Origin of the sequence: Leptospira idonii (genome assembly GCF_004770995.1) — a bacterium.
Lineage (GTDB): Bacteria > Spirochaetota > Leptospiria > Leptospirales > Leptospiraceae > Leptospira_A > Leptospira_A idonii.
Map to the genome: position 1 here is coordinate 143704 of NZ_RQHW01000042.1, position 24644 is coordinate 168347.

Sequence of the window (24644 nt, forward strand, 5' to 3'; positions counted from 1 at the left end):
ATGGATCGAAAGACCCTTATCTTCTTTTCCATTCTTGTCATCGTTCCCATTTTATCTTTATTTTATAAATTGGCGGTCGCCGATTTATCTCTTCTTCCTTTACCTATCGAAGACACCTGGAATCTCCAGGTTTTGATTTATCCTAAGGAAAATGTAGCCTATTCGGAAGTGAGTTTTCCCATTCCTAAAAACTTCCAGCAAGCGAAGGTTCAAAAGTGGAACAGCCAGAACCAGGATTTAGAATTCCACTTAACAAAGAATAAATACGGTCATTTGGGAAGTTGGGAAGGGGAGGATTGGGAAGTTTCGAATCCTATCGGATACTACGCTAAAATTCAAATTTCTCCCTATCAGCATATCGATCCGGAACCGGACACTTCCAAAAAAGTAGCAGAAAAACAAATCGATTATATCGCTTTAAACGGGTATCTTCCTAGGGAGTTGGAAGAAGCCAAAAAAATTCTCCAATCCATCCATCCTTACGACAAAGATAAGCTGCGTGCCGCCAAACAAATCTTCTACTTCGTTTCGGAAGAGGTTCCCACCACTCAGAAAGAAGTGAAACTTGTGGATACCCTTTTGACAAGACAGGGCAATTCCTATTCCAAATCCATGTTGTTTTCCCTTTTGTGCCGTATGAGAGAGATCCCTGTTCGAACCGTGGCAGGATTCGATTTGCAAAAGGTCGCCGAAAAATCGAAAGACAATAAGGTGAAAATCTCTTATTGGAATGAGATTTCTTTGAATGGGAAATGGTATTATGTTTCCACTTCCAAGGAGATTTTCGCAGGCAGAGCGGAGAACTTGATTCCCCTTTGGAAATCGGTAGAACAAAGAAGAGAGTTAGGTTTTGAATCACAAACTCTTCGTTATACGGCCTATGCTTCCCGCGCCAGTGTGAATCGTTATAATTTTAAGGAATACAGCGAGGAAGTTGCAGGTACTCATTCCTTTCTTAAATACTATTCTCTTTATACGCTTCCCGCACCTTTGCAAAATCTATTTCGAGTGGTGATTTTGATTCCTATCGGTGCGTTGGTGCTTGCATTTGCGAGAAACGTGATCGGAGTTCCTACCTTCGGAATTTTCACTCCCATACTTCTTTCCATGTTCTTTTGGGAAACAAGCCTTCTTTTCGGGATGGTGTTTTTTACTGCGATGATTCTGCTCGGATTTTTGGAAAGATATGCCTTGGATCGATTCTATCTTTTGGCGGTGCCTAGACTTTCCATTTTACTTACCATCACTGTTTTAAGTTTGATCGTATTCTCCATATTAAACGAAAACCTTTCTCTCTTCAGTAACTTAAGTGTTACTTTGTTTCCTATCGTCATCACTACTATTTTTATCGAAAGGTTCTCCATTATGATCATCGAGGAAGGTGTTGCCAATACCTTGGTCACCTTGGGAGGGACCTTTCTCATCGCACTCATCACATATACTTTGTTTTTGTTTTCTTCCTTGCAGATTTTGTTTTTCACTCATCCGGAACTTCTGTTGATCGTGATTGCCATCCAGCTTCTATTAGGTCAGTACAAAGGGTATAGATTGACGGAGTTATTTCGATTCCAGGAGATCTTTCGAAAATGATTTCCTTTCTCCGCAAATTCAAAGAGGCGGGAATCTTAGGAATCAATCGCAGAATCGGGGAGTTCATTCTTCCTTATAACCCCAGAGAAAACTACCCTCTTGTGGATGATAAATGGCTCACGGCGGAACTTGCCGCCTCCAATGCAATTCCAATGCCGGAACATTATGCCATGGTGAATGAATTCGGTAGGGTCAAAGATGTTCCTTTGCTTTTGAAAGACAGATCTTCCTTTGTCGTTAAACCTGCCAACGGAGGCATGGGAAACGGGATTTTGGTCATAGACAAAACCACTTGGGATGAAAACGGAATTCCCACCTATCATCGAGTCGGCGGAAGAGAGATGATCTATAAGGAATTGGTCCATCATATCTCGGGGATTTTGTCCGGTTTGTATTCGTTAGATGGAAATTCGGACAGAGCCATCCTGCAAGAACGTCTTACCGCTCATTCTTTTTTTAAAGAAATCAGTTATCAGGGGATTGCCGACATACGTGTGATCGTTTTTTGCGGTTATCCTGTTATGGCTATGCTTCGTCTTCCCACTAAGGAATCGGGAGGAAGAGCCAACCTTCACCAAGGCGCCATCGGAGTAGGAGTGGATTTAAAGGATGGGGTTTTGAGTTTCGTGGTTCATAAAAACAAAATCATTCCGGAACATCCAGATACAGGACAACGATTGGAGGGAAGAATTTTACCTTCTTGGAAGGAGATTTTGCATTTGGCCGCTTCTTGTTACGAATTGTCCGGCTTGAACTATCTGGGAGTCGATATCGTTTTGGATGAAAGAAGGGGGCCTTTGCTTTTGGAAATGAATGCGAGACCGGGACTCGGAATTCAAATCGCAAACAAAAAAGGACTGATGAGCGCTTTACGTTGGGTGGAAGAGACTTCTGGAGTGAAGAGATCGATTGAAGAAAGGGTAGAGATGTCCAGGCGGCATCTATAAGCACCGCCTAAGATTTATAAAACGAGTAGACTAGTTGGATTTTACCTTAACTAGTTCTCCTTTGAAATGAGTTCTTTCTAAGAAAGCCATAGATCCGAAAAGAATTCCTGTAAAGAGTAGGTCCCCTGCTACGGAATTTTGGAAGAAAGGAACGGCAAGAGTGAAACATGTCACAAGACCTTCCCCATTCAAAGGATACATCCCAGACGTAAGCCATACTGCAAAGTTAGTAACTAAAAAGAAAACAACGGAACTGAATAGAGTGTAACCGAAAGTTTTTTTCCAAGTTTTGTTCTGGGAAAGTTTTGTTCCCAAAAACACAATTCCAGCCATACAGATATATACTACAGGAAGAAGATCGTGGAGTCCGAAATAAAGATCAGAAATCAACATCGCTGCTAAAGGAACGAAGTAGGCCCATTTTTTTTCCAAAAGGTAAGCCCCTGAAAAAAGAGAAACTGCCATCAGAGGGTTGAAATTGGGCGGATGCGGCAGAATGCGGCTGGCAACAGCCACAAGGATCATAAGGATAGCAACCGAGATGCGTGATTGGAACATATACGGATAGGGTCGGAACTGCCACGGGTACGGGCAAGAGAAAATTTCAGTTTGCCCCTCCCCAGGCTCTGTAAAAATGAAAGGAAATGCTGCCTCCTCGTCTGGGAACTCCCATCCAAAATTTACTCCAACTGGCTTCCGATCTGAGAAGCGAAAACGGCTGTCCTTGGGACAAAGAACAAACGCATCATTCCGTCATACCTTGCCTTTTGGAAGAATCTTACGAAGTGGTAGATACCATCGAAAGAAAAGACGATCCTCATTTGAGGGAAGAGTTGGGTGACCTTCTTTTTCAAGTTGTGTTCCATTGTCAATTGGCAAGTGAGAGAGGCGCTTTCGGATGGGATGATGTTGTGAATGAGGTGGTGGAAAAATTAGTGGGCCGCCATCCTCATGTTTATGAGGTTCCCGGTGCTCTTTCTTCCGGAGAGGAGGTGTTGGGGCAGTGGGATGAAATCAAAAAGAGGGAAAAGGAGAAAAAACGTGGTACCTACCACGCAGAAGACCCTGGAATCCTCGATGGGATTCCTCTTTCTCTCCCTGCGATACAAAGATCTGAAAAAATTCAGAGCAAAGTCGCCAAACAAGGATTCGATTGGAATGAATTGGAAGGGATTTTCGATAAATTTCAGGAAGAGATCTCTGAGTTAAAGGTAGAAATGGATCGAACCGGTTCCTTAAAGCAAAAAAAAATTCCTTATGACGAGAGAGTGGAGGAAGAGCTTGGGGATTTATTTTTCCTGATGGTGAATCTATCCAGACATTTGTCCATCGATCCGGAGACTTGTTTGAGAAAGGCGAACGAAAAGTTCGAAAAAAGATTCAATGTTTTGGAAGGGATTTTGAATACCAGAAAAGAAACGATGAAAGAAAAATCTTTGGAAGAGTTGGATGTTCTTTGGCTACAAGCGAAAGAACAGTTGAAGAAGTAGATTATTTTTTTCGTTTCATGATTATAATTTTAGGAACGTTTCCTAAGCAGGATTCCGCATCCAATTGTAAGCTTTCGTAACCATCCTTTTCCAAAAAGATTTTTCCTTTCAGAGAATCGTCCCAAAGCAGAAAAAATACTCCCGTGTTCGGATGGCTCGTTCTATTTTCTCCATGAAACAACTGTAAGTTCTCCAAACGCACTTCGACTGAAACCGGATTTTTTTCTTCGTCTTGGATTTGTATCCATATTTTTTTGGAATCAATGAGTTCATTCAAAAGGTTTTGCCAGATAGGACGAAACCCTGAGATGATTCCAGGCACTTGCGCATAATCAGGGTTTAGATGAGAAGATTCCAATACATACGCAAGAGTTCCATAACGAAAGTACAAAAAGTCCTGATCGACTCCATCCACAGGATATAAATTTTTCTTTGCGGTGAATTCTTTTTCAGGGTGATAGGATGTTACGTTTTTTACGATTTTATCCGCCATAAGTTTCGCCAAATCGGGATTCGGGTTCGTATAAGATTCGATGGAATAGGGGATGAGAAGGCTGTTTGCATAAGCATGAAAACCGATAGAGGCAACAAATCTATGTGAGTCGGCCAAACGAATCAACATTTTTGTTTCTTCTTCGGAAGCTTCTTCTTTTCCCCGATAGTAGGGACTCGTTTTGTATTGGGAAGAGAATTTGCTTCCCGATTTTCCCCAATGGAACGGAAAGTTTCGATTCAGATCCACTCCGTTCCCGTTGTCCTCTCGATTGTTTTTACGCCCTAATAGATGGGATTGATTCCAAAAAGCCTCCGCTCCGTCAGGATTTGCGATTGGAAGAATCCAAATGTCCAATTTGGAAAGATATTTAGCCGTTGATTCTTTCGAGCTTAAGATTTGATAGATGATGTCGTAACAATGTTCCGTCGTGATCGTTTCGTTTGCATGAAGGGAACAATGAAATAACACAGGAATTTTACTGGAAGGTTCAACGGATAAATCGGTCATTCGAAATGCGAATAGTTTCTGTTTGCCTTTCGTTTCTCCTAAAACGTAGAGCTGTGTGAAGTGAGGAAACGATTCGTTTGTTTTTTTCAGATAACGTTGGTTCAACGTATTGTCTTTGTAGCCCTGCAAAATATCGGAGAGTTCGAAATGTTTTTTTTCAATCCGTGTTTCTTCGTTCCCGGAAATGTATTTGAAGCCTAGGTCGGAGGGTTCTTTCGTAAACAGATCGTAATTTTTATAGGATAAGTCCCAATCTTGTTTCGTAAACGAAACATAATGTTTCCCGCCTTCTGAGTAACGAATGGGAATTTTATGATTGGTTAAAATTTGGAATTCATTCAATCTAGTGTGTGGGAAAGATGCGATCGTAAATTGTGAGACATCTCCCAAAGGGCTTTGCGGCAGAGTCTGTCTTTTTACGAACCCGATGCAGCTGAACATCTGAAGAACCAACAAAATGAAAACGCATTTCACTCCTTCCTTATCTAATTTTTTCTTTTTTGCTGCAATCTTTCTTTTCCCCCAATGTAAAACAGAGGTTAGAAGCCCTCTCCCTTGCAACGGTGTGGAAATCGCAGAGATGAAATGCATTCCTGGGGGAGAGTTTGTGCGGGGAAGTAATTCCTTTGAAGCCAACGAGAAGCCTGAATCCATCGTTTCTGTAAGTGACTTTTATATGGATGTTTACGAAGTAACGAATAAGGCTTTCGAAGAATGCCTGAACGCAGGCAGCTGCATGTCTTGTTTGAGTTCCGGTCAATGCGATTACATCGGTCCCAAATATGGAAACCCCTATAAGGCTCCTTTGCAGCCTGTTGTCGGTGTTAGTTGGTTCACTGCCAAAGAGTTTTGCGAATGGGCGGGAAAAAGGCTGCCAACGGAAGCGGAATGGGAAAAAGCCGCCCGGGGAAGTCAGGGAAATCTTTATCCATGGGGAAACCAATCGGCAAATTGTAATTTAGCGGTGATTGAGATTGACAGTGTGAAGGGATGTGCCACAACCAAGACGGAGAAACCGCAGGCGATGACTACTTTGAGCGTGGGTTCACGTCCTGCGGGTGCTTACGGATTGTACGATATGGCGGGCAATTCTTGGGAATGGGTTGCTGACTGGTATTCCCCTTCCTACGAAAAATGCGGAGAGTTTTGTTCCGGAACTGATCCGAAAGGACCATGTAACGGAAGTCAGGTTTGTTCGGGACACACCCAGAAGATCGTTAAGGGAGGTTCTTGGTGGTGGCCCGGATCTATGGCGAGAGGTTCTTATCGAAGACCTCATGTTCCTGAAAACTTCCCTGAATACCATCATTTCGGTTTTCGATGCGCCAAGAGTTTATAAATCATCATGAAACAAATTTTTTCTTCTCTGCTGATCCTTCTTTTTTTCGGATGTTCTTCCTTTAGCGGCAAGGAAGATTATCGATCCTTACGGGAACTCAACCAAGAGACTCTAGTTCCTACTCGATGGGATGTAGGAAACACTACCGTTTCCAACGAAGACAGATTGGATGTATTGATTCCTTACGTTCAAAATGTGGGGAATGTGTATGTAGGTGTGGGTTCGGAACAAAACTTAACCATTGCCGCCTGGGCCAAATCGGAATTTGTTTATCTGATGGATTTCACAAGAGTCGTTGTTTCTGCGAACGAGATAATGGTTCTTTTTTTGAAAGAGTCCGACACCAAGGAAAAGTTTTTATCTTTGTACAAAAAGGAAAGGGAGAATGAAGCGATCTCTTTGATCGAAAAGAATTTTTCAAATCCTCAATCTTATGTAGGTGTGTATAAAAAAATCATTCGTTACATTCGCAAAAGACACAAAACCAATCTAAAAACAGCGGAACTGTATCATTATAAGATGTTCCAGACGGACGATTCCCAATATGAATACATTCATAACTTGGCTAAGGCGGATCGGATTTATCCTGTGAAGGGGAATCTTTTGGGAAAGGTCACCTTAAAGAGCATAGGCGATACTTTGAGAAAGAACGGACAGAAATTGGGAGTGATTTACTTCAGCAATGCGGAGGAATATTTTTATTATCCTCAAACGTTTAAGGAATCGATTCAGAATTTTCCTATCACGGACAGTTCGATCGTAGTCAGAACTCTTTCCGTAAAAAAACATTTGTTTCCTTGGTCTCCAGGTTCCGATATTTCCACAGATTTCGGATTTCATTATTGCATTCAGCCTATTTCCAATTTCCAGGCTTGGTTGGCTTTGGACAGACCCAAATTAAGATCGGATCATATCATGGAAGAGGGAGGAAAAACGGATCGTTCCTTGGGAATTACCGTTGTTAGTAGGCTTCCCGGCAGGAAGTCCTTATGAAACAAGTTCCTCTGACTGTGGAAGATTGGGACAAATTGTCCGAGTTGTCTAAAAAAGCGGTCCTTCATCTGCTTCGTGTTTTTGGAAATAAACAAGGATTAGATGTTCTTGTGGAATCGATCCCTTTTCCGATCCATTGGAAAGCTGAGATTTTAGGAAACTCATTCGAGTGGATCGTTTCCGAAATGGGTTCTGTCACTCTGCGTTTGGGAGAACACGCTCGTTACACTAGAAATCCTCCTCCTATCTTTTATGTGAGTTTGGGAAAATTCGAAGGGGATCAATTTTGTTGGTTGGATCCGGAAGGCGATATCGTTCCTTTTTTCGAGAAAGAAGGAGAAGAATTGGTTTTGGAAAAGGTTAGATTGTATTTACAGTGGGAAGAAGGGGATCTTTGATCGGCACATAACACAAAAAATATGTTTGATGCCTGCGGTCGGACATACATCTGACCGCAGACTTTTTAAAAAAGAAATGATCTATTGATTATTCTTCTTCCTCGTCGTCCTCTTCATCATCCTCTTCTTCTTCTTCTTCTTCGGAATCATCGTCGTCGTCATCTTCTTCCTCTTCGCCTTGAAATGCGATAGCATCCGGGTCGTGGTTCCAGTCTTCTAAGATTGTTGTTTTGTTTGCGAACACATGTTCTTGGAACATTCCTCTTAGAGTTTCGATTCCGTCCGCGGTTTCTTTTTGCCCGGTTGCAATGCGGACGATGTTTGCGGTTCCTTCTTTTGATAATTGAATCGTACCCGGTTGTTCGCCTGCTCCTAGTTCACTGAACATCTGGAGTGCGCGATTGAACTCAGTCTCAGTGACTCCTGTCAATGCTACGATTTGGATTTTTCCCACACTTCCTAAAAAACTTGTCGCCATAGTATTTCTCCTAATTTCTCGATTGTTTGCATCGAAGATAACTTAACTTAAACTTGATGAGCTACTCATCAGGATCGCAATGCTAAGAACGCAGAAATTCCATGTCTAGAATAAAAAAAATATCAGAGTAAAAAATAAATTAAGTAAGGTTGGATTTGGCACTTAACTGACATCCTATCGTCACTTAAGCTTCGCTAAAACGAATTTAGACTTTTATGATTCGGGAAAGGAGAATGATTTTCGATTTTTTGAAGAGATCTGGGTCGAAAGCGAGATTTTACTGCGCCGGATCGAAGGAGCGCCCTCGTCGACTGAGAGCCGGAAGACGCCCCTAAGGAGAAGTTTGGTAAAGAAGTTTTTTCCTTAGGGGTTCGGTTCGTTATAGGAAGGAGTTACTCTAGTTAAATATCTTCTCCTTCGATTCCCGCTTTTTTCTCCAATTCTTTGATCCTTTTGATCCATTTATTGAGGTTCACTATGTTTTTGATGTTCACTCTGTATTTTTGAAATTCGGGGAATGTGAGTCCGAGATCCCATCCTACATAAACGTCTTTCGTTTTCGGAGATGTGCGAAGGGAACTTCCTCCTGCGATGATGGTTCCGTCTACAAGAGTTAGATGGTCACTGATGGCGCAGGCTCCTCCTATGATGACGTTGTTTCCTAACGTTACGCTTCCCGCCAGTCCAGATTGTCCTGCGATGATCACATGATTTCCTACGACGCAGTTGTGTGCAATGTGTACCATGTTATCGAACTTACATCCGTTTCCGATTTTTGTGTCCGTAATGGCGCCTCTGTCGACTGTGCAGTTGGATCCTACTTCTACATCGTCTCCGATCACAACTTTACCGACTTGCGGCAGTTTGTTGTGTTTTCCGTTCGCATATACGAATCCGAATCCGTCTCCCCCGAAGGTGGAGTTTCCGAAAACTGTGAATCTTTCTCCGATCACCGTGCCGTGGTAGAATACGCAGTTCATTCCGATTCTGGCTCCGTCTCCTATGGTGACATCGTTTTCGATTTTGACTCCGTCTTCGATGATGCAGTTTTTTCCGATTTTGGAGTTCGCTCCCACTGTGACAAAATGTCCGATTTCGGTGTTTTCTCCGATTTGGGCGGTAGGATGTACCACAGAATGAGGTGAGATTTTGCCGTTCGGTTCTTTGGGAGGATTGAAATAAAGAAGCATTTTACTGAAGGCGAGTTCTACATGAGGTACCACAATCAGAGGTTTGTTTGCTGCTATGGAAGAGGAAATTTCTTCGGAAACCAAGATCGCAGCCGCAGAGCTGGAATTTGCTTCGTTCACGAAAGCTTTGGAGGATACGAAGGAAAGATAATCTTTGTTATCTGAGGAGAGAGGGAGAACTTTATCGATTTCTACGGCTTCAGGGTGAGGGCAATTTAATAGTTTAGATCCTTCTAATAGGGATTGGATCGTTGAAAGATTCGTTCTCTTCATGGAACTTTCCTGTAGTGAAAATTATTTATTTCTACTAGGGAAAAGGATAGTGAATTTTCTGACTAACAATATTAGATATGAAAAGGGGAGGAAATGATGTTTTTGAGAGAAAAAGAGATAGGAAAAGCCGCATTGGCTTGCGGCCTTCCTAGTTCCTGGAAGTTTTATTTTTCCAATTTTCCTGCGAGGATATCATCAAGAGAGAAGGAACCTGCTCCTTTTAGAATCAAAGGAATTGCTAAACCGAATGTAAGAAGGTGGAATTCGTATCCGCCTTTATCTGCGAAAAATCCGTTAGGAAGGTGAACTAGTACCGCTGCTACAAACATAGTTGCGAACACTCCGAACGCTGCTACTCTTGTGAAGAGTCCCACGATGAGTCCGATGGCTCCGAAAAATTCTGCAACGATCGCTAAAAATGCGAATACGGCCGGAATTCCCATTCCCGTCATAAAACCCATAGTTCCGTCGAAACCGTATCCGCCGAACGAACCTAGAACTTTTTGTGCTCCGTGTGGGAAGATCACAACGCCGAGTGTCACTCTCAAGATTGTGAGCGTGATGTCTTTGTTGGTAGCGATCAATTTATATAGTAAATTCATTTTGAACCTCTTATTGCTAAGTAATTTAATATCAAACTAATTTTAGACCCCCGAATCGGTCAATGAAAAAATCTATTTTTTTCATCAGCCGAATCGGAACGAGGTCATTGCCAAAGACCCCATGACTTCTTTGTCATTGAAGATTTCTATCCGATCTTTTTCTTCCTGCAAGCCTAATGTATAGAGCAGTGGAAGATAATGTTCCGGCGTAGGGATAGCCAGATCGAATGCTTTTCCTTGGCTTTTGAATTTGATCAGTTCGTCATGGCGTCCGTTTTGCACCCATTGTTTGATTTTGGTGTTTGCTTCTATGGCCCAATCGAATCCGTAGCTGGGTTCGTGCACTTTGTTCCAATCCACCAAACGTAAGTTATGGATGGTGTTCCCGCTTCCTACGATCAATACTCCTTTTTTTCGTAAGGCTCTCAGTTCTTTAGCCAGTTCATAATGATATTCCGGTTTTTGGTTGTGATTTAGGCTCAACTGCAGAACGGGAACATCTGCTTTAGGAAACACATGTTTCAATACGCTCCAGGTTCCGTGATCAAGTCCCCAATCTTCGTCTAATCCAAGTTGTGTGTATTTGAAGCCTTTTTGGATTTCTTTCGCCAAAGAAGGGTTTCCTGGCGCTGGATATTGCACATCGAACAATGCTTTTGGAAAACCGCCAAAGTCATGTATGGTGGGAGGTTTGGGCATTGCAGTGATGAATGTTCCTCTTGTTTCCCAATGCGCGGATATACATAAGATTGCTGTCGGTTTGGGTAGAGACTTGCCTATGGATTGCCAAGTTTTGGAGAATTGATTTTCTTCGATTGCGTTCATTGGGCTTCCGTGGCCGAAGAAAAATACCGGCATTATTTCCCCTTGAGAACGGGCTTCTGTTTCTTCCTGATTCATAAATCCTCCTGTGATAGAAAGAAGAGCCATCAGCTTTAAAAACTCTTTTCTTTTCAAACGATCGGCCTCTAATCATTAGACGTATAATAGTTTGATATTAAATTAATTTGAACCGAAGAGTCAATTCGAAAAAAGGAAACAATCCTTCAAACTTAGGGTGTGCGAAAGGAAATTACTTTTCGTAAGTGAGGAAGATTTCGTTTCCTTTTGTGACGGAATTGACCAGCTTCCAAGAGTTTTTATCGAATTCGGGGAGTTCTTCCGTATGATTGGCGATTCCTGGAAGTCCGTTTTTGCCTATGATGTAGGGAACGACTGTGATGTAGATTCGATCTACCAAATCCCCTGCCAGAAAGGAAAAATTGAGTTTCGGTCCCCCTTCCAGAAGCACGTTTTGATAGCCTTTTCTTTTGAGGATCCCTGTGACTTTTTTGGGTTCGATGTCGTCCGCATCCAATGCGAAGATTTCCGCTCTGTTTTCGAGAGAGGTTTTGATTTCTTTCAGATTTGTTTTTGTGCAGATGACCAAGGGAATGTGGTCGGATTCTTCAAATACATGTTTGTCGATCGGGATCGTTCCTTTGCGGATGAGGATGACCGGTCTGGGATTGAGTGCGTTGGAAAAAGCTCGGATTTTTACGATGGGGTTGTCGTTGATAATCGAGTTTTTCCCCAAAATGATCGCATCGGATTGGGATCTGTAGACATCCATTTGCTGTTTGTCTTCTTTCGAAGTGAGTCCATACCAGCGGCCGTCCGGGCGAACCACTTTTCCATCCAGGGTCATGGCCATATTGATCGATAGCTTCATTGTGCCTTCCTTTCGGCAAGATTTTGCAATTCCCGCTGGAGGATATGGTAGACTTGAACTGCGCAGGTACCACACCCAGTAGAGGCTCTTGTTTTTTCCCTTAACTCTTCAATGGTATGCGCTCCCTCTCGGATGGCGTCTACCAATTCTTTTTCGGTCACCATTTTACAAAGGCAGACCCTTTTGGGCCGCATGAGAGAATTTAAATCGAATCCTTCCATGTGTTAGCACTAATCATTTGACAGATTTCGGAAAGGGAAGGAAACTCTTTAATTACTTTAGATAAGGAAAATTCCGAAAACTTTATGGCAAATGATCTAAATCCTAAAAAGAAAATCGCTAGGAAGAGAGAGCTCTTCGGCTGGTGTATGTTCGATTTTGCGAACTCTTCGTACACTACCGTAATCATCAGTGTCATTTATTGTGACATCTTTACGAAATTAGTCGTTCCTTCCGACCCGAACTCATCGAATCCGTTTCAATTCGGGAATTCGCTTTGGGCTTGGTCGCTTGCCATTTCCTATTTTGCAGTGGTAATTACCGGCCCCCTTTTCGGCGCCATTACCGATTACTCCGCTACCAAAAAACTATTTTTGTTTTTGAGTTATATCGGATGTGTCATCGCCACATTTGCGTTATATTATGTATCTCCTGGAATGATTTGGGTAGGATTCACACTCATCGCCATTTCCAATTTTTTCTTCGCTTCCGGAGAAAACTTCGCGTCCAGCTTCCTTCCTTCCTTGGGCGATAAAGACGATTTAGGTAAGATCTCAGGGTATGCCTGGGGGATCGGTTATATCGGAGGGATTGCTTCCGTCGCTCTTGCGGACACATTAGGAGATCAAGTAGTTGAAAATTACGAATCCCTTCGTTTGGTCGGTCCTTATACTGCGATTTTTTTCCTAGTGGCGGGGATTCCCACATTCCTGTTTTTGAAAGAACCTAAGTTAGGTGATAATGTTCCTCCTAAAGTCAATTATTTGGAAATAGGTGTGAAACGTGTCGTCAATACCTTGAGAGATGCGTTTAAGTTTAGAGACCTCGCTATCTTTTTGTTTTCCCTTTTCTTCTCTATGGCGGCTCTTGCCATCGTCATTTCCTTCGCTTTTATTTACGGATCACAAGAGGTCAACATAGGTAAGGAACATAGAACTGCCATGTTTATCTTCATTCAGGTTTCCGCTGCCGTAGGAGCTTTGGCTTTCGGGGTTCTGCAGGACATCATCGGTGCTAAAAAGACTTTCAACTTAACTCTCGTTTTGTGGTTGGTCGTTTGCGGACTCATCTACTTCGTAAAAGATCTGACAGGTTTTTTGAATTCCACTTTGGGAACCCAATGGACCGTGCAATGGGTGTTCGTATGTATCTCTTCTCTTGCGGGAATGGGACTAGGTTCCACTCAATCCGCCTCCAGAGCTCTTGTGGGAATTTTTTCTCCCGAATCCAAATCGGGTGAGTTCTTCGGAATGTGGGGGTTTTCAGGGAAGTTTGCAGCAGGTTTAGGTCTGTTCCTTTTCGGATACATCCAAACCTTGGTTACTTTGAGAAACGCATTTTTAGTAGTCGCTTTGTTTTATCTCATATCTTTGTTGATTAATTTTTTTGTGGATGAAGATAGAGGAGTGGAAGTCGCTAAGAACTTCAAAGAGTAAATACCCGAAATGGTTGTCGAAACAGAAGACGATTTTGAACTTCACCAAAGCCAGAGAAAACTGGCTTTGGCTACGATTGATGAATTGATGCAGACCAAATTGGATTTGCTGGATGCGGATAAAAACGTACCCAGCTTTATCAATAATGCGATTTCTTATTTGAAGCGTAAATACGTTACGGAAGAACAAACCATCTCTCAATTACTCATCAAGAGACAGCAGCAAAGTCTTTAGTTTAGTTGTAATCCAACACCTTAGTGATCAATTGTTTTTGATCCAATTCCATATTTCTTAGTTTGAATGCAGTGTGTTTGCTCGCCTTACGAAGCATCTTTTTATAAGTCAACATAATGTGTTTTTGTTTGTCGTAAGGAAGAGGGTCTTTCTCATCATTTAACACCATAGTGATGTTCGCCGCATCTTTTTGAACCGGCTCGTTCGGCCAAATGGTATCGGAACTCAAAGCTTGGAAATACTCCAATTGGATGTCCGAGTTCGTATCCAATTTAGCTTCTCCTTTTTCGTCCTTGTCCACTCCTTGTTGTCTGGGAGTAGGGTTGATGAGTCTTCTCATCTCTTTCACATAGATGGTTCCGTCCGCATTCACTCTTCTAAAAGCAAGAATGATTCTGTCGAGATCCGTGAAATCTTTGTTCGGGTAAATGAATGCAGTTCCGTCATAGAGATAAACTTTCGGCCAATCGATATAAGATTGTCCTTGAGGAAGTTTGATTTCCAGATACAGTTTCCCGTCCTTATCCGTTTTATAAAGATCGTCCAGTTTTTGAGGAGTTTGTGCCAAATACTGAGCGGCTGTTTTATCTACGCCTAAGTCTTGTAACTTTTTCATCTTTTTGAGATGTTCCGCAATGGTGCCGTGAAGTGTGTCGATCTCATTGTCTCCGAAACCAGCTGCTCTAGTTGCATCGATTTGTTTTTGAGATTCTCTGTCTTTTAAGGTCAAAGAAGCAGGTCTTTCTGCGTAAAGCGCTACGCTGCAGACAAAAAGCAAAACGGATGAAATGGAAGAAATACCAAAACGATGAATCATGACGTACCTCGGGTCTACTGTCCTTTATAGTATCGAATTCTATCCTGTCGATTCTTGAATGAAGAAACTTAGAATTTTCTTTGGCTGAAAAAAGCCAAAACGGTTCTGTGAAAGTCCGATTCCGCTTCTTTGGCAGCTGGAATCAGCCCTGTCATCTGGATGTATCCGTGAATGAGGTCTGGAAAATGCCTGTGCTGCACTTTGACCCCTGCGGTTTCCAAAAGATGGGAATAACGATCTCCTTCTTCCTGCAAAGGATCGAATCCTGCCGTTGAGACATAAGCGGGAGGAAGTCCCTTTAACTCTTTCGACTCTGCAAGTAGGGGAGAATTGAAGATCGATTTACGATCCGATGCATTCGGAGTGAAATTATGGATGAACCAGCGGAGTGTGGCAGCGGTTAAAACGAATTTTTCTCCGAAGTTTTTGTAGGATTCGGATTCTCGTGAAATATCTGTTACAGGATAAAGAAGAGCCTGAAAGACGGGAAGAGGTTGTTTTTCCCTTTTGGCACGGATGCATACGGAAGTGGCAAGAAGCCCTCCCGCACTGTCGCCCGCCACAGCGATCGCATTGGGAGAACCTCCGAAAAGATAAGCGCTGCTTCTTACGTATTGGTATGCTAAAAAGGCATCATCCAAAGCGGCAGGATAAGGATGTTCCGGAGCCAAACGATAGTCTACCGAAACGACGATGACTTTTGCATAATAGGCGAGCCTTCTGCATGCCGCATCGTGGGTTTCCAAAGATCCGATCGTGAGACCGCCTCCGTGAAAATAAATGACAATCGGAAGATTTCCTTTTTGAGGGTGCGCATTGTACAAGCGGATCGGAATGAAAGAAGCGCTGGGAGTAGGAATGAGTTTGTCTTCTATATGGGAAACTGCGATGGCAGGTTCGTCGAATACTTTGATGTTTTCTTGGTAGAGTTTTCTGGCTTTTGTAGGAGGAAGAGTTTCTAGTTTAGGGAGAAGTTTGGCGAAATTGCAGGCGAGAAGACATTGAGGATTGATCTTCTGTGTGCCGTCTTCTTCTTTTTCTCCGAAAATGGAATGAATCCAGTTTTCAGGAATGGAAAATGCGAACTTTGCGATGGAGCGTTTAATACCTAACATTGGCTAATCGATAAATGGTTTTTCAGCTTTCTATAGATAAGAAACAATCCGTACGTATCCATTTTGCAGTAGTTTACTAAATCTTCCAAAACACGGAACTTTTCTTCTTCTGTCACTTGCTTTTTTAATAAGCGTAAATATTGATAGTTTGCATCCTGTCCTTCCTTGATGGAAAGGTTTCCGTGACTCACATCACTCATTGTGGGTAGGATTTCTTTTAAGGATGCTTTTCCTTTTTGTTCCGGATGATAGACCCAAAACTTTTTGAACGGAAGAGCAAGATCTATAAAATTAGGGCGGATGTTCTCCCACCAATCTTTAAAATTAGGATATACTTGTGTTGCTTCTTCTATGATCAGTTTTTCGAAAAAGTCATTGAAGGAGAAGATTGTTATGTCTACTGGCAATCGTTTTGCCAATTCCTCTAAGATGAAGGCTCTGGGATCTCCTTTTTCAGGAGGATGAATGTAGGTGTGATATTCCAATTCGTCTTTTCGGGAATCCCAGATATGAAGAGAGAACAAAAAAGGAATATGTTGAAAGGGACGAGATGGCGTAAACATAGGAAGGAGAGGATTGACGGATTCGAAATCCAAAAAAGCGACTTTCTCGGTAGTTCTTTCAAAATAACGAGTCAATTGAGGAAGATCGTAATGAGCGGTTCCATGCAGATGGGCGTTTCTTTGGATTCTTTGGATCGGACTTAGGTCTTCCTCTGGGAGGGAACCTAGGTCGATTTTACCCTCCAGATAGTGTTTTTTTGCGATTTCGTAACCTTCTCTCAATTCGAAGACATCCCCGTTTTCCAAATGGGAAAAACAAGTATCTTTGAGATAACAGGTTTTAGGTGAATTGCAGCTTGTATGGGATTCCGAAAAAACGGGAAATTCCATATTCGTTAAAAAACTTTGAAACCGGCTCCATTCCTCTTCGAACCTTTCGTTTTCCCGTACCAAACGTTCTGTTACGTCTTCCACGAACAGATATTTATCCGTTTCTATCTCTTCACCCGTCAGGTATTCATAAGAAGTTTGGATGCGGATCACTTTCGAAGAGTGAACTTCCATCCCTAAGGATTCCAAAATCTTTTTCTGAAAGAAGAGGGATTTCAATATTTCCAGCTTCATGGAACCGATGGGACGAAAGTCCCAAAGAATCCAACCTTCACCATCCCGAACCGGTTCCAAACATTCTATATTTGTAATGAAATGTTCGTTTTTAAAGTTTCCATGGAAGATCGTTTTTCTTCGTTCTACGGCGATCTTCGTTTGTTCCATGGATTCTTCCTTGGGGATTTGTTTGGAGATATGTACTGAATCGTTAAAACGAGATCTGCATATATCCGAAAACTCATTCCATTCCAAACTTCCGCTGTGAGGAGTTTGGGTTTTTGCGACAAGGGCCTGGTTGAGGATGTAAAAAGAATTAGAGCATTTTAGAAAATTGAGATATTGTGATTTTGTTACGGGATAAGAAGGTGAATTAAGCGACACTCGAATAAGACTCGGACAATTGATTTAAATAGTTTTGATAGTCTCGAATCCATTCGTCTGAGTCGGAATGAATGAGAGATTCTGGATATTTTAGGAAAAAAGGAAACAACGCATTTTGATTCGTGGTTTCGAAATGAAAATTTAGGTCTTCTTTCCCGAACGTATGTCCTTCCAAAAAAAGAGAAAATGAATCGGAAAATTGAGAAGAGATAGTAAGATTTAAATTCTTTTTTTCATGAACATCGAAACCTAAAGGATGAAAGTTAGTGTCTTGTTCCGTGATTTTTTTATTGGAAAAAAAATCTTCTTTTAATTCTCGTTTTACGACGATTCTGGGAAGGATGAATCTTCTTAAGGATTTTTTATTTCGGTCGTAGGCGAGAAGATAAAAATCTTCCGAGTTTTTGCGAATAAGTCTGTAAGGTTCAATGGTTCTTTCTTTTCCATCCTTGCCATAACTCACAACGATTGCTCTTTTGTCTTTCACTGCCTGGATGATTTTGGAAAGTTCCGTTTCTTCCTTATCCGCGGACTCGGTTCCTCTTCTTTTGTTCGTTCCTATTCCCTGCGGATAAAGGTCCAGATTTTTAGAAAATAATTTCTGAGATAGAGAGAGGATGATTTGATTGTCTTGGTCTTCCGCCGAACAAAGAGAAAGTGCCAAGTATTCCAATTCTTCCTGAGAGAATTTTAATACTTTGTCCAAGGATTCTTTTTCCAGATAATAAGGAAAATGATCTTCGGATTGATAACCGAAACTCGCCACCTTGATGTTGAAACCCATCGCCTTCAATTGGTTTAAGTCTCGATAGAGTTTTTTTCGGTCAGAGTCGATGTCTTCGTTTTGATAGTAGCGGGACATGATTTTGCGGAATCGTTGAAACGAAATTCCTTTCGATTCTTTCCAAAGATTGAGGAGAAGGGCAAATAGACGCACCTCTGTCTCGTTCATTTTTTTGACTTCAATCATTGGAAAATCTTCTTCTGTCATAGCTTACTCTTTCCAGGCTGATTATTTTTTTTGATTCCGAAAAGTAGAAAATCTTAAAAATTGGAAAAGAATGCGATTCTATTCCCTGTTTTTATTGCCCTTATTTCTTCTCCAATGTGCCAGTTACTGGAAGAATCGTCGTAGTGACATGAAGGACATCGTCACAGTCGGCGCCGAAACACCTATGTACGGTGTTGCCTTAAAAATCGGACCGCTTCCCATCGGTTTTCTCTTTCAGGGAGGCGAATCCGAGATGGGAAAAAAAGATTTAGGAAGAGGAATCGGGATTCGGGGAGGAGAAGTAGGCTCCTATCATTCCCAACAACTCGTATATACATTCTTAGGTGGAGAAAGTTTTCATTCCGGTGATCCCGTTTTGGATGAAAAAGGGAATTGGCTCGTGGATGCAAAAGGAATTCCTCTTACAAACGATGAAAGAGCGAATATCAAAAGTTATAAGATGAGATATTATTCCTATTTCAACGATCCTGTTGCCGATCGCAAAAAAAGGAAAAAGGCAACCTTTCAAAGGGAACTCACTATGGATTTGGTCCGCCAAACGGGACAAGACGAATTTTTAGCTTATCTTCCTAAGGAAGATTTGAAGCCTTTCGGTTATCCTAAAAGTTTTTTATGGAATGTGGAGATCATTGCGGGGGTTTACGGAGGAGGAAGGCTCGGATTCAATTTCGGAGAAGCTTTGGATTTTCTTCTGGGGTTTACCACATTAGATTTGTTTGATGATGATATAGAAGGAAAAGAAAAACCCAACTTCCCCGGTTTCCCTTTCCCCGCGCCCACTCCGGAAGAGGAGAAGGCGGACACTACGTCGGAAGATTAAAGTTTAAAATCTTTCGCAGTGATTTTGTTTTTAGGATCGAACGTAAGTTTTACGAACTTATCCGCATCTGCGCCTGTAGGTTTTTCTTTCAAAGTGTAGTATTGTTCCGGAACTTCTCTGTCTTCTGCAAACCACCATACCATTACCGAACCGGAAGGATCGATTGATTTTTCCGTAGGTTTTCCTAAGACAGCCTCTGTTCTCACGAGATTGTCTCCCACTTTGATCATGTCTATTTCCAACTTACGAAGAGCAGTGTGCGGATGTATTTTATTGCTTCCCGGACTTACTTTATTGCTGGAAGTACAAGCAACAAATCCGAACAAAACGAAAGAAAGGGACAAAAAGAGTAAAGAACGTTTCAAGGTTCACCTCACTATGTAAATTCTATCTTTAGTTTAAACAATAGGACTGGAATTGGCAAGTGTTATCTCGTCTCTTTCCTTTTCCGCAACGTCGATTTTGGTCAGGATTTTTTTGAAGAAAGGAATCGTGAGTAAAACAAGACCTATTTCTAAAAATCCGAAAAAGAAAGATAAGGCAGGAAATGAGTATTCCGTAGGAAGATTCGCTTGGAATACATGCTGCATTTGAACGGAAACGATCGGTCCGAGCATAAAACCCAAAGAACCTACTCCCGTAAAGGCGGACATAGTCGTTGCGGTGAGTCCCGGTCTGGACATTTTACTTGCGAGCATCATGGAAGGAACAAACATGACCCCCGCACCGATTCCGCATATCGAAAGATAGGTGAACAAAAGCCAAAAATGATTCGTGGTTCCTGAAAGTCCTAGGAAAATTCCATAAACAAGAGAACCTACAAGGACCAAAGGTAGAACTCCCGTTTTGCGGGATAAAACCGCAGAAGGATAAGAAAGTAGACTCATCGGAAATAAAACGAGTCCTAAAAAGACTCCTAAAACGCCCGGATGAAATCCCAAGGTTTCTCTCAGATGGATATTAAACGAAGAAATGATGAATCCTACGGTGAAACGGTCGATGAAATTGAATAAAAACGGAACATATAAAAAAGGATTCTCGAAGATCGCATTTTTGAGATGAGACCACTTGAATTCTTTTTGTTTGTGGATCCCTCTGTCTTTTAGAAGGATGAGTGTCGACAAACCCACGAAAATCAAGATCCCGGAACCTACATAAAAAGGGATCAATGGATTTTTTCTTCCCAGAATCCCCAAAGGCATTCCGAAGGCTCCTCCTAATGAGAGGAACATTCCAGTGATCCCCATAAGGATTCCCTTGCCGTAATAACGTTTGTTTGCTGGATCATTCTCTCTGTCCGCTGCGGAACTGAGAAGCAGTCCTATGATGAAAATATGAGAAGCTCCTTCCAGAAAGCGAATGACCAAAAACAAGTTCATGTCGGTCACTTGAGTGAGCAGATAAAATAAAAACGCATCTAAGAAACAAAAAGCGGCGATAAAATACTTTCTGTTTTGAAAACGATCGGAAATGATTCCCGCTACGGGTGCGAATAAAAAAGAACCAAGCATGGGAATGCTTGTGAAATAAGCCACTTCCCAGTTGGAACCAAGTAACCGGTCTTTGACGATGTCCTTCACTACAGGGACGATCATAGTGACCGGCAACATGGAAAGAAAAACTAGAGTAATGAGTGTGTAAGGAAAACTCAAACTACCCTGCCGGAATCAACGCTGCGAATCTCTCCGCTCCGATGTTCTCTTTTAGGTCGGACTCAAGTTCCACAAAAAGGTTTTTGTTCAGATCGAATACTTTTTTGGATTCTTCCACTAGTTCCGTTTTTTGTGCATCGGAAAGAGGAAGAGTGTCCATTGCAGTTCTGTAAATTCCTTTGAAAGCTTGGTGGTCTTGGATTTCAGGAAACTCGTAAAAAGCAACTCCGTCTGCTCCTTCCAAGGAGAAGGTTTTTGCGATTACTTTTTTGATCGCTTGTCCTCCGGAAAGGTCTCCCAAATAACGCACGTAAGATTGTGCTACCAGAAGATACGGATTTTCTTTTGCGACTCTTTTGATGTGGTCGATGTAGTTTTGAGTAGCTGCAGTGACTTTGCCTCTGAGTTTCGCATTGAACTTGGATTGAAAGAATTTGATATCTTCTTCCAAAGCTTTCGTGCGGAAAAGTTCAGGGAAATAAACTTTGGAAAGAATCGGATCGGAAGAGTTCGTACGGAACAATTCTTCCATCTCTTTATAAACGTCTCTTAGGCTTTCCAATTGGTAGGTATAAGTTTGTGTATCTAATCCGCCACGGAAAATGGCGCGCAGGTAAGGAACTTTTTCCGTTTCTTGGTGTTTGTCTGCGGTTCCTTCTCTCAGCATCATTGCGATTGACATGGTATCTCCTTGGTGAGTCTGAGTCTCTATGGTGAGAAGCATTCTCATATATGACAATACCCTGACAAATCTAGGGTAGGTAAAGAAATTTTAAGAGTCCGTCTCTGTTTCCACCAAAGGTTTTTTCCAAAAATCGATTCCTTCCGACTGATCCTCCGGATACACAAAGGCGGATGCGAAAAAAACCAAGATGCTGACTATAATTCCTAAAAACGCTAAGAGAACATCTTTCCCTACCTTACGGAAAGTGTCCAAATAAGGAAGATCTCTATAAGTTAACACATTTAAGATGATTTCTCTTCCTGCCAGAAGACCCAAAAACACCCATGTTGTGGACATAGGAATTTGGCTTACGTATTGAAATATAAATAGAATCGTTCCATAAACAAGATCCACGATGGTCGCCGCTTTGGACCATTTGATGTCCGATTTTTCGGAGACAACTTGTTGGATGGTTCCTCCGTTCGTACGGATGATCACAAACAAAGCGAAAATCAAAAGAAAGACCGCACCTGAAAATTCGAAGGCGCTGAGTTTGCGGGGAAGGAAAACTGCAATATTGGCAGTGTCTTGAAAGAGCCATGCCACCCAAAGATAGAGTGTAGATACCCATTGCAGTCTGGCCCATTTTCTTTCGGAAACCGGATCAGGAGTATGTACGTCGTGATATTCGTGAGGGTCTACTTTGGCAAGAACGGCCCAAATTATGATCGCAGCGATGAATGCCAAACCGTAACCAAAGAATGATTTGGTGAGCATCTTGTCGATGTTTCCTCCTCCGAATAAACCTAATACAAGAAAGGTTGTGGAGACAGGGGCTCTCAATCGAGTGATGACGACTAAAATAACGGGAGCTAATAATTGGAATAAATTGAAATGGGTCGTTGCGGGAAAGGAATCCAATCTATGAAAGTGGATTTCTCCGTCATGTATGACCCAAGCAAACAAATGGACTATGAGAAGCAGCCCACCGAGAACCAAAAGTTTTCGGAACCAGTGGACTGATTTTTTGCTTTCGAAAAAAGTCCCTATCGTTTGCACCGCATCGTTTCCAGCGACAGAAAAGGCGGCAATGGAAAAAGAAAACCAGCCGAGCCAGTAATGAGGAAGTCCTGCGAAGTATCCCAGACAGATTCCCACTACAAGCAGGAAGGTGAAGGAAAAGAACCTAAATTGGTCTTTTTTACTGGGATGTTGGTAGTCTACTTCCTCTTTGCGGCTCATGTACTCATATAGTGTTTCGCATATCTCTCGGTGATTTCTTTTCTATCAAAGAGAATAAACACGTCTGTAGTACCAAAAACAGAATCTAGAGCAGGAATTCCACAGATTTTAGCGCCGATTCTGATATATCCTTTCAAAAGAGGAGGAATATTTTTAGAAATCGACTTCAAATCCTCGATTTTGTGGTTTTCGTTGAATCCGGGAAGAACGAAATCAGGGTTCGGATATACTCTGAATTCTTCAGGAGCAAGAGCTTCTTTTTCTTTCAAGAAGGCGTAAGATTCGGAAGCAACCGCTGCATCCGTAGAGTGGATGGATCCGCAGCCCATCAAATAACGCACGTCTTGTTTGATCATGAATTCCGCAAGACCTTGCCAGAGAAGAGAAATTACGGAACCGTCTCTGTAGTCAGGGTGCACGCAGCTTCTTCCTACTTCTGCGATCTCGTCAGGAAGGTTATAAATAGCAGTGATGTCGAATTCGTTTTCGCTGTAGAAGCCGATTCCTTCTTTTGCGTTTTTTCTTGTTAGGATACGATAAGTTCCTACGATTTTGTTTTCGTTTGTTTTATCGAAAACGATTAGGTGGTTGCAGTAAAGATCGTATTCATCTCTGTCCTTTCTTGTGGCGGAGGATTGAGGGAGACCTTCTCCCATTTCCAAGTTGAATACTTCATAACGAAGAGCTAACGCTCTTTCGATTTCCAGTTGGTTTTCCGCAAGACGGACTTCCAAAACTCTTTCTGTTTTATTAATTGTGTTCGCTTTCATCTAGGTGCTTCCTTTTTCTAAGCTGAGATCAAGGTAGCCCTTCTTTGTTACGTCTATGTGACAAACTTGTAAAAATTAGGAAGAATCGACCGGGGTTTACACCTAAATAACAGCTATAAAGTGGAAACGCAACGAACGGAAAAAGACTGATCCTGATCGGGTGTGGTGGTTTCTCCTGTACGAAAACTCACCTGAAACGATTGTGCATAATCTACCGAATAGGATGTAGCACTCCAATACCCTGCATAAGGAGCTCCTCCTTGTGTGACGGTAGTGTCCGGGAAAAGAGAGGTATTGATGGTGGGCATCGTAGAACCTCCGTTACATTGGATGAAATTCGCAAGAGGAGGATTCGGGCCGTTGGAACAGTAAACGATTTGTTTCAGCTCCATAATGTTAGGAACTCTCCAATTGGATCTTCCGAATTTTTTGGAAAGATTGAGCCCTTCACACGCACTATAGACCTGGCTTGTGGAAGAGTTCAACCAAGGAGGAGGAAGTAAAGGACCTCCTGCCAAGCCGCTTCCTCCGTTGCAGTCTCCTATCGGGTTGGAACAGAAATTCAGAGAATAGTTTAATCCATATTCGGTGGCAGATGTTCCTGTTCCTTTGCAGTCACCTGCACCGTTCGATCCGTTCGGATTCCATACTTGCCCGTAAGCACATCTGGTCCAAAGGATTTGTTTTCCCTCTGTCTCTAACCTCGCCATCGGGCAAGAAACGATCACATCGTTTTTTCCTGACTCGCTGTTTGTGCCTTGGTGCTCCACTGTGCAATACAACTGCGCAGGGTGTTCTCCGATTTCCAAATCGGCGGAGAGAGAACCTCCTTTGGTAGTGATCGAAAAAGATCCGTTATTCGAAATAGGAGATGAATTTTGTCCCCCGTTTAATTTTAATTTCAAAGAGGTCCCTGAGATCAGACCTGTAATTGTTCCTGACAGTTGATAGGTGGAAAGGCAGTTTGAATCCAATTGAAGGGCGCATTCCAACAACCTAAGTTCTCTATAAGTTTCGGAAATAGGATCGAACTTGTTGTTGAGAGAGGGAGTAGGGGCGCACGATACAAAATAGAAGCTAACAATCGCAAAATAAACCAGGAAAAGAAAGAATCGACTCAATGTTTTTCTCCGAAGCCTTCGAGGAAAACATTAGA

At 42.2% G+C, this 24644-nt stretch carries 26 protein-coding genes and 1 pseudogene; 9 read left to right on the top strand and 18 right to left on the bottom strand.

Translation table 11 applies throughout. From position 1 onward, the window contains the following. Together EHS15_RS11180 and EHS15_RS11185 are read left to right on the top strand one after the other, a co-directional pair. Positions 1-1590, top strand: coding sequence for a 7TM domain-containing protein (locus EHS15_RS11180; protein WP_135760650.1), 1590 nt, complete (start codon positions 1-3; stop codon positions 1588-1590). Next, positions 1587-2537, top strand: a complete 951-nt coding sequence (locus tag EHS15_RS11185) for an alpha-L-glutamate ligase-like protein (protein WP_135760651.1) — start codon at positions 1587-1589, stop codon at positions 2535-2537. The genes EHS15_RS11180 and EHS15_RS11185 overlap by 4 nt, the downstream gene beginning before the upstream one ends. A 30-nt stretch (positions 2538-2567) precedes the next feature. Here the strand turns inward: EHS15_RS11185 and EHS15_RS11190 are convergent, their stop codons facing one another. Beyond that, the gene (locus tag EHS15_RS11190) at positions 2568-3095 is read right to left on the bottom strand and encodes a DUF6580 family putative transport protein (protein WP_135760652.1); all 528 of its coding nucleotides are present in this window, start codon (positions 3093-3095) and stop codon (positions 2568-2570) included. An 86-nt stretch (positions 3096-3181) separates the two neighbouring features. Between EHS15_RS11190 and mazG the strand changes: the two genes are divergently transcribed. Further along, on the top strand, positions 3182-4027 hold the full coding sequence (mazG, locus tag EHS15_RS11195) for a nucleoside triphosphate pyrophosphohydrolase (RefSeq protein ID WP_135760653.1): 846 nt from the start codon (positions 3182-3184) through the stop codon (positions 4025-4027). Between the two features lies 1 nt (position 4028). Here the strand turns inward: mazG and EHS15_RS11200 are convergent, their stop codons facing one another. Beyond that, positions 4029-5504, bottom strand: coding sequence for a M14 family zinc carboxypeptidase (locus EHS15_RS11200; protein ID WP_167884214.1), 1476 nt, complete (start codon positions 5502-5504; stop codon positions 4029-4031). Between EHS15_RS11200 and EHS15_RS11205 the strand changes: the two genes are divergently transcribed. The 3 genes and pseudogenes from EHS15_RS11205 (at position 5488) to EHS15_RS11215 (ending at position 7760) form a co-directional block, all read left to right on the top strand. Beyond that, positions 5488-6369 carry a formylglycine-generating enzyme family protein gene (locus EHS15_RS11205; protein WP_135760655.1) on the top strand — a complete coding sequence of 294 codons (882 nt, stop codon included), beginning with the start codon at positions 5488-5490 and terminating at the stop codon, positions 6367-6369. The two genes, EHS15_RS11200 and EHS15_RS11205, sit on opposite strands and share 17 nt — an antisense overlap. 87 nt (positions 6370-6456) lie before the next feature. Next, positions 6457-7362: pseudogene (locus EHS15_RS11210) on the top strand (LIC_10091 family protein); the annotation flags it as partial. Beyond that, positions 7359-7760 carry an LIC_13241 domain-containing protein gene (locus EHS15_RS11215; protein WP_135760657.1) on the top strand — a complete coding sequence of 134 codons (402 nt, stop codon included), beginning with the start codon at positions 7359-7361 and terminating at the stop codon, positions 7758-7760. The pseudogene EHS15_RS11210 and the gene EHS15_RS11215, both read left to right, overlap by 4 nt. Positions 7761-7848: 88 nt before the next feature. Here the strand turns inward: EHS15_RS11215 and EHS15_RS11220 are convergent, their stop codons facing one another. From EHS15_RS11220 to EHS15_RS11245, 6 genes are all read right to left on the bottom strand, one after another. Next, the gene (locus EHS15_RS11220) at positions 7849-8238 is read right to left on the bottom strand and encodes a hypothetical protein (protein ID WP_135760658.1); all 390 of its coding nucleotides are present in this window, start codon (positions 8236-8238) and stop codon (positions 7849-7851) included. Positions 8239-8639: 401 nt separating this feature from the next. Further along, entirely contained in the window at positions 8640-9701 is a 1062-nt protein-coding gene (lpxD, locus tag EHS15_RS11225) for a UDP-3-O-(3-hydroxymyristoyl)glucosamine N-acyltransferase (protein ID WP_135760659.1), read from the bottom strand. A gap of 164 nt (positions 9702-9865) precedes the next feature. Beyond that, positions 9866-10303 (bottom strand): DoxX family protein, encoded by a 438-nt coding sequence (locus EHS15_RS11230; RefSeq protein WP_135760660.1) that lies wholly within the window; start codon positions 10301-10303, stop codon positions 9866-9868. Positions 10304-10387: 84 nt separating this feature from the next. Then, positions 10388-11260, bottom strand: coding sequence for a 4,5-DOPA-extradiol-dioxygenase (gene ygiD / locus EHS15_RS11235; protein ID WP_167884215.1), 873 nt, complete (start codon positions 11258-11260; stop codon positions 10388-10390). A gap of 115 nt (positions 11261-11375) precedes the next feature. Continuing rightward, positions 11376-12014 (bottom strand): RibD family protein, encoded by a 639-nt coding sequence (locus tag EHS15_RS11240; RefSeq protein ID WP_135760661.1) that lies wholly within the window; start codon positions 12012-12014, stop codon positions 11376-11378. Next, positions 12011-12235, bottom strand: a complete 225-nt coding sequence (locus EHS15_RS11245; RefSeq protein WP_342775518.1) for a (2Fe-2S)-binding protein — start codon at positions 12233-12235, stop codon at positions 12011-12013. Before EHS15_RS11245 ends, EHS15_RS11240 begins: the two co-directional genes overlap by 4 nt. An 84-nt stretch (positions 12236-12319) precedes the next feature. Between EHS15_RS11245 and EHS15_RS11250 the strand changes: the two genes are divergently transcribed. Continuing rightward, positions 12320-13669 (top strand): MFS transporter, encoded by a 1350-nt coding sequence (locus tag EHS15_RS11250; RefSeq protein ID WP_135760663.1) that lies wholly within the window; start codon positions 12320-12322, stop codon positions 13667-13669. A gap of 9 nt (positions 13670-13678) precedes the next feature. Beyond that, positions 13679-13903 carry a hypothetical protein gene (locus EHS15_RS11255; RefSeq protein ID WP_135760664.1) on the top strand — a complete coding sequence of 75 codons (225 nt, stop codon included), beginning with the start codon at positions 13679-13681 and terminating at the stop codon, positions 13901-13903. A 1-nt stretch (position 13904) separates the two neighbouring features. Here the strand turns inward: EHS15_RS11255 and EHS15_RS11260 are convergent, their stop codons facing one another. The 4 genes from EHS15_RS11260 to EHS15_RS11275 all read right to left on the bottom strand — a co-directional run bounded on the left by EHS15_RS11260 (position 13905) and on the right by EHS15_RS11275 (position 18319). Next, positions 13905-14720 (bottom strand): LIC13212 family protein, encoded by an 816-nt coding sequence (locus tag EHS15_RS11260; RefSeq protein WP_135760665.1) that lies wholly within the window; start codon positions 14718-14720, stop codon positions 13905-13907. A 68-nt stretch (positions 14721-14788) separates the two neighbouring features. Further along, a complete protein-coding gene (locus EHS15_RS11265) occupies positions 14789-15835 on the bottom strand; it encodes an alpha/beta hydrolase (RefSeq protein ID WP_135760666.1) in 1047 nt (348 codons plus the stop codon). Beyond that, entirely contained in the window at positions 15829-17328 is a 1500-nt protein-coding gene (locus EHS15_RS11270; protein ID WP_135760667.1) for a DUF2779 domain-containing protein, read from the bottom strand. The genes EHS15_RS11265 and EHS15_RS11270 overlap by 7 nt, the downstream gene beginning before the upstream one ends. Beyond that, positions 17318-18319: a helix-turn-helix transcriptional regulator gene (locus tag EHS15_RS11275; RefSeq protein WP_135760668.1), complete on the bottom strand. Its 1002-nt coding sequence runs from the start codon at positions 18317-18319 to the stop codon at positions 17318-17320. Before EHS15_RS11275 ends, EHS15_RS11270 begins: the two co-directional genes overlap by 11 nt. A 70-nt stretch (positions 18320-18389) precedes the next feature. Here EHS15_RS11275 and EHS15_RS11280 point away from each other — a divergent pair, with 70 nt between their 5' ends. After that, the gene (locus EHS15_RS11280; protein ID WP_135760669.1) at positions 18390-19160 is read left to right on the top strand and encodes an LIC13411 family adhesin; all 771 of its coding nucleotides are present in this window, start codon (positions 18390-18392) and stop codon (positions 19158-19160) included. Here EHS15_RS11280 and EHS15_RS11285 read toward each other — a convergent pair. The 6 genes from EHS15_RS11285 to EHS15_RS11310 all read right to left on the bottom strand — a co-directional run bounded on the left by EHS15_RS11285 (position 19157) and on the right by EHS15_RS11310 (position 24609). After that, on the bottom strand, positions 19157-19525 hold the full coding sequence (locus tag EHS15_RS11285; protein WP_135760670.1) for an LIC13410 family lipoprotein: 369 nt from the start codon (positions 19523-19525) through the stop codon (positions 19157-19159). The two genes, EHS15_RS11280 and EHS15_RS11285, sit on opposite strands and share 4 nt — an antisense overlap. Positions 19526-19558: 33 nt before the next feature. Beyond that, positions 19559-20812, bottom strand: a complete 1254-nt coding sequence (locus tag EHS15_RS11290) for an MFS transporter (RefSeq protein WP_135760671.1) — start codon at positions 20810-20812, stop codon at positions 19559-19561. Position 20813: 1 nt separating this feature from the next. Then, positions 20814-21542 (bottom strand): biliverdin-producing heme oxygenase, encoded by a 729-nt coding sequence (locus EHS15_RS11295; RefSeq protein WP_246052101.1) that lies wholly within the window; start codon positions 21540-21542, stop codon positions 20814-20816. Between the two features lie 42 nt (positions 21543-21584). After that, the gene (locus EHS15_RS11300; protein WP_135760673.1) at positions 21585-22718 is read right to left on the bottom strand and encodes a hypothetical protein; all 1134 of its coding nucleotides are present in this window, start codon (positions 22716-22718) and stop codon (positions 21585-21587) included. Then, positions 22715-23488 carry a GNAT family N-acetyltransferase gene (locus EHS15_RS11305; protein ID WP_135760674.1) on the bottom strand — a complete coding sequence of 258 codons (774 nt, stop codon included), beginning with the start codon at positions 23486-23488 and terminating at the stop codon, positions 22715-22717. The genes EHS15_RS11300 and EHS15_RS11305 overlap by 4 nt, the downstream gene beginning before the upstream one ends. A gap of 113 nt (positions 23489-23601) precedes the next feature. Then, positions 23602-24609 (bottom strand): Lcl C-terminal domain-containing protein, encoded by a 1008-nt coding sequence (locus tag EHS15_RS11310; protein WP_135760675.1) that lies wholly within the window; start codon positions 24607-24609, stop codon positions 23602-23604. Positions 24610-24644 lie beyond the last annotated feature (35 nt).

Coding starts and splice junctions, on each gene's coding strand:
- EHS15_RS11240 (WP_135760661.1), bottom strand. CDS start 12,014: ATGAAGCTATCGATCAATATGGCCATGACCCTGGATGGAAAAGTGGTT.
- EHS15_RS11265 (WP_135760666.1), bottom strand. CDS start 15,835: ATGTTAGGTATTAAACGCTCCATCGCAAAGTTCGCATTTTCCATTCCT.
- EHS15_RS11245 (WP_342775518.1), bottom strand. CDS start 12,235: ATGGAAGGATTCGATTTAAATTCTCTCATGCGGCCCAAAAGGGTCTGC.
- EHS15_RS11255 (WP_135760664.1), top strand. CDS start 13,679: ATGGTTGTCGAAACAGAAGACGATTTTGAACTTCACCAAAGCCAGAGA.
- EHS15_RS11230 (WP_135760660.1), bottom strand. CDS start 10,303: ATGAATTTACTATATAAATTGATCGCTACCAACAAAGACATCACGCTC.
- EHS15_RS11305 (WP_135760674.1), bottom strand. CDS start 23,488: ATGAAAGCGAACACAATTAATAAAACAGAAAGAGTTTTGGAAGTCCGT.
- EHS15_RS11190 (WP_135760652.1), bottom strand. CDS start 3,095: ATGTTCCAATCACGCATCTCGGTTGCTATCCTTATGATCCTTGTGGCT.
- EHS15_RS11300 (WP_135760673.1), bottom strand. CDS start 22,718: ATGAGCCGCAAAGAGGAAGTAGACTACCAACATCCCAGTAAAAAAGAC.
- EHS15_RS11295 (WP_246052101.1), bottom strand. CDS start 21,542: ATGAGAATGCTTCTCACCATAGAGACTCAGACTCACCAAGGAGATACC.
- EHS15_RS11260 (WP_135760665.1), bottom strand. CDS start 14,720: ATGATTCATCGTTTTGGTATTTCTTCCATTTCATCCGTTTTGCTTTTT.
- EHS15_RS11275 (WP_135760668.1), bottom strand. CDS start 18,319: ATGACAGAAGAAGATTTTCCAATGATTGAAGTCAAAAAAATGAACGAG.
- EHS15_RS11180 (WP_135760650.1), top strand. CDS start 1: ATGGATCGAAAGACCCTTATCTTCTTTTCCATTCTTGTCATCGTTCCC.
- EHS15_RS11280 (WP_135760669.1), top strand. CDS start 18,390: ATGCGATTCTATTCCCTGTTTTTATTGCCCTTATTTCTTCTCCAATGT.
- EHS15_RS11185 (WP_135760651.1), top strand. CDS start 1,587: ATGATTTCCTTTCTCCGCAAATTCAAAGAGGCGGGAATCTTAGGAATC.
- mazG (WP_135760653.1), top strand. CDS start 3,182: ATGCTGCCTCCTCGTCTGGGAACTCCCATCCAAAATTTACTCCAACTG.
- EHS15_RS11220 (WP_135760658.1), bottom strand. CDS start 8,238: ATGGCGACAAGTTTTTTAGGAAGTGTGGGAAAAATCCAAATCGTAGCA.
- lpxD (WP_135760659.1), bottom strand. CDS start 9,701: ATGAAGAGAACGAATCTTTCAACGATCCAATCCCTATTAGAAGGATCT.
- EHS15_RS11215 (WP_135760657.1), top strand. CDS start 7,359: ATGAAACAAGTTCCTCTGACTGTGGAAGATTGGGACAAATTGTCCGAG.
- EHS15_RS11205 (WP_135760655.1), top strand. CDS start 5,488: ATGAAAACGCATTTCACTCCTTCCTTATCTAATTTTTTCTTTTTTGCT.
- EHS15_RS11250 (WP_135760663.1), top strand. CDS start 12,320: ATGGCAAATGATCTAAATCCTAAAAAGAAAATCGCTAGGAAGAGAGAG.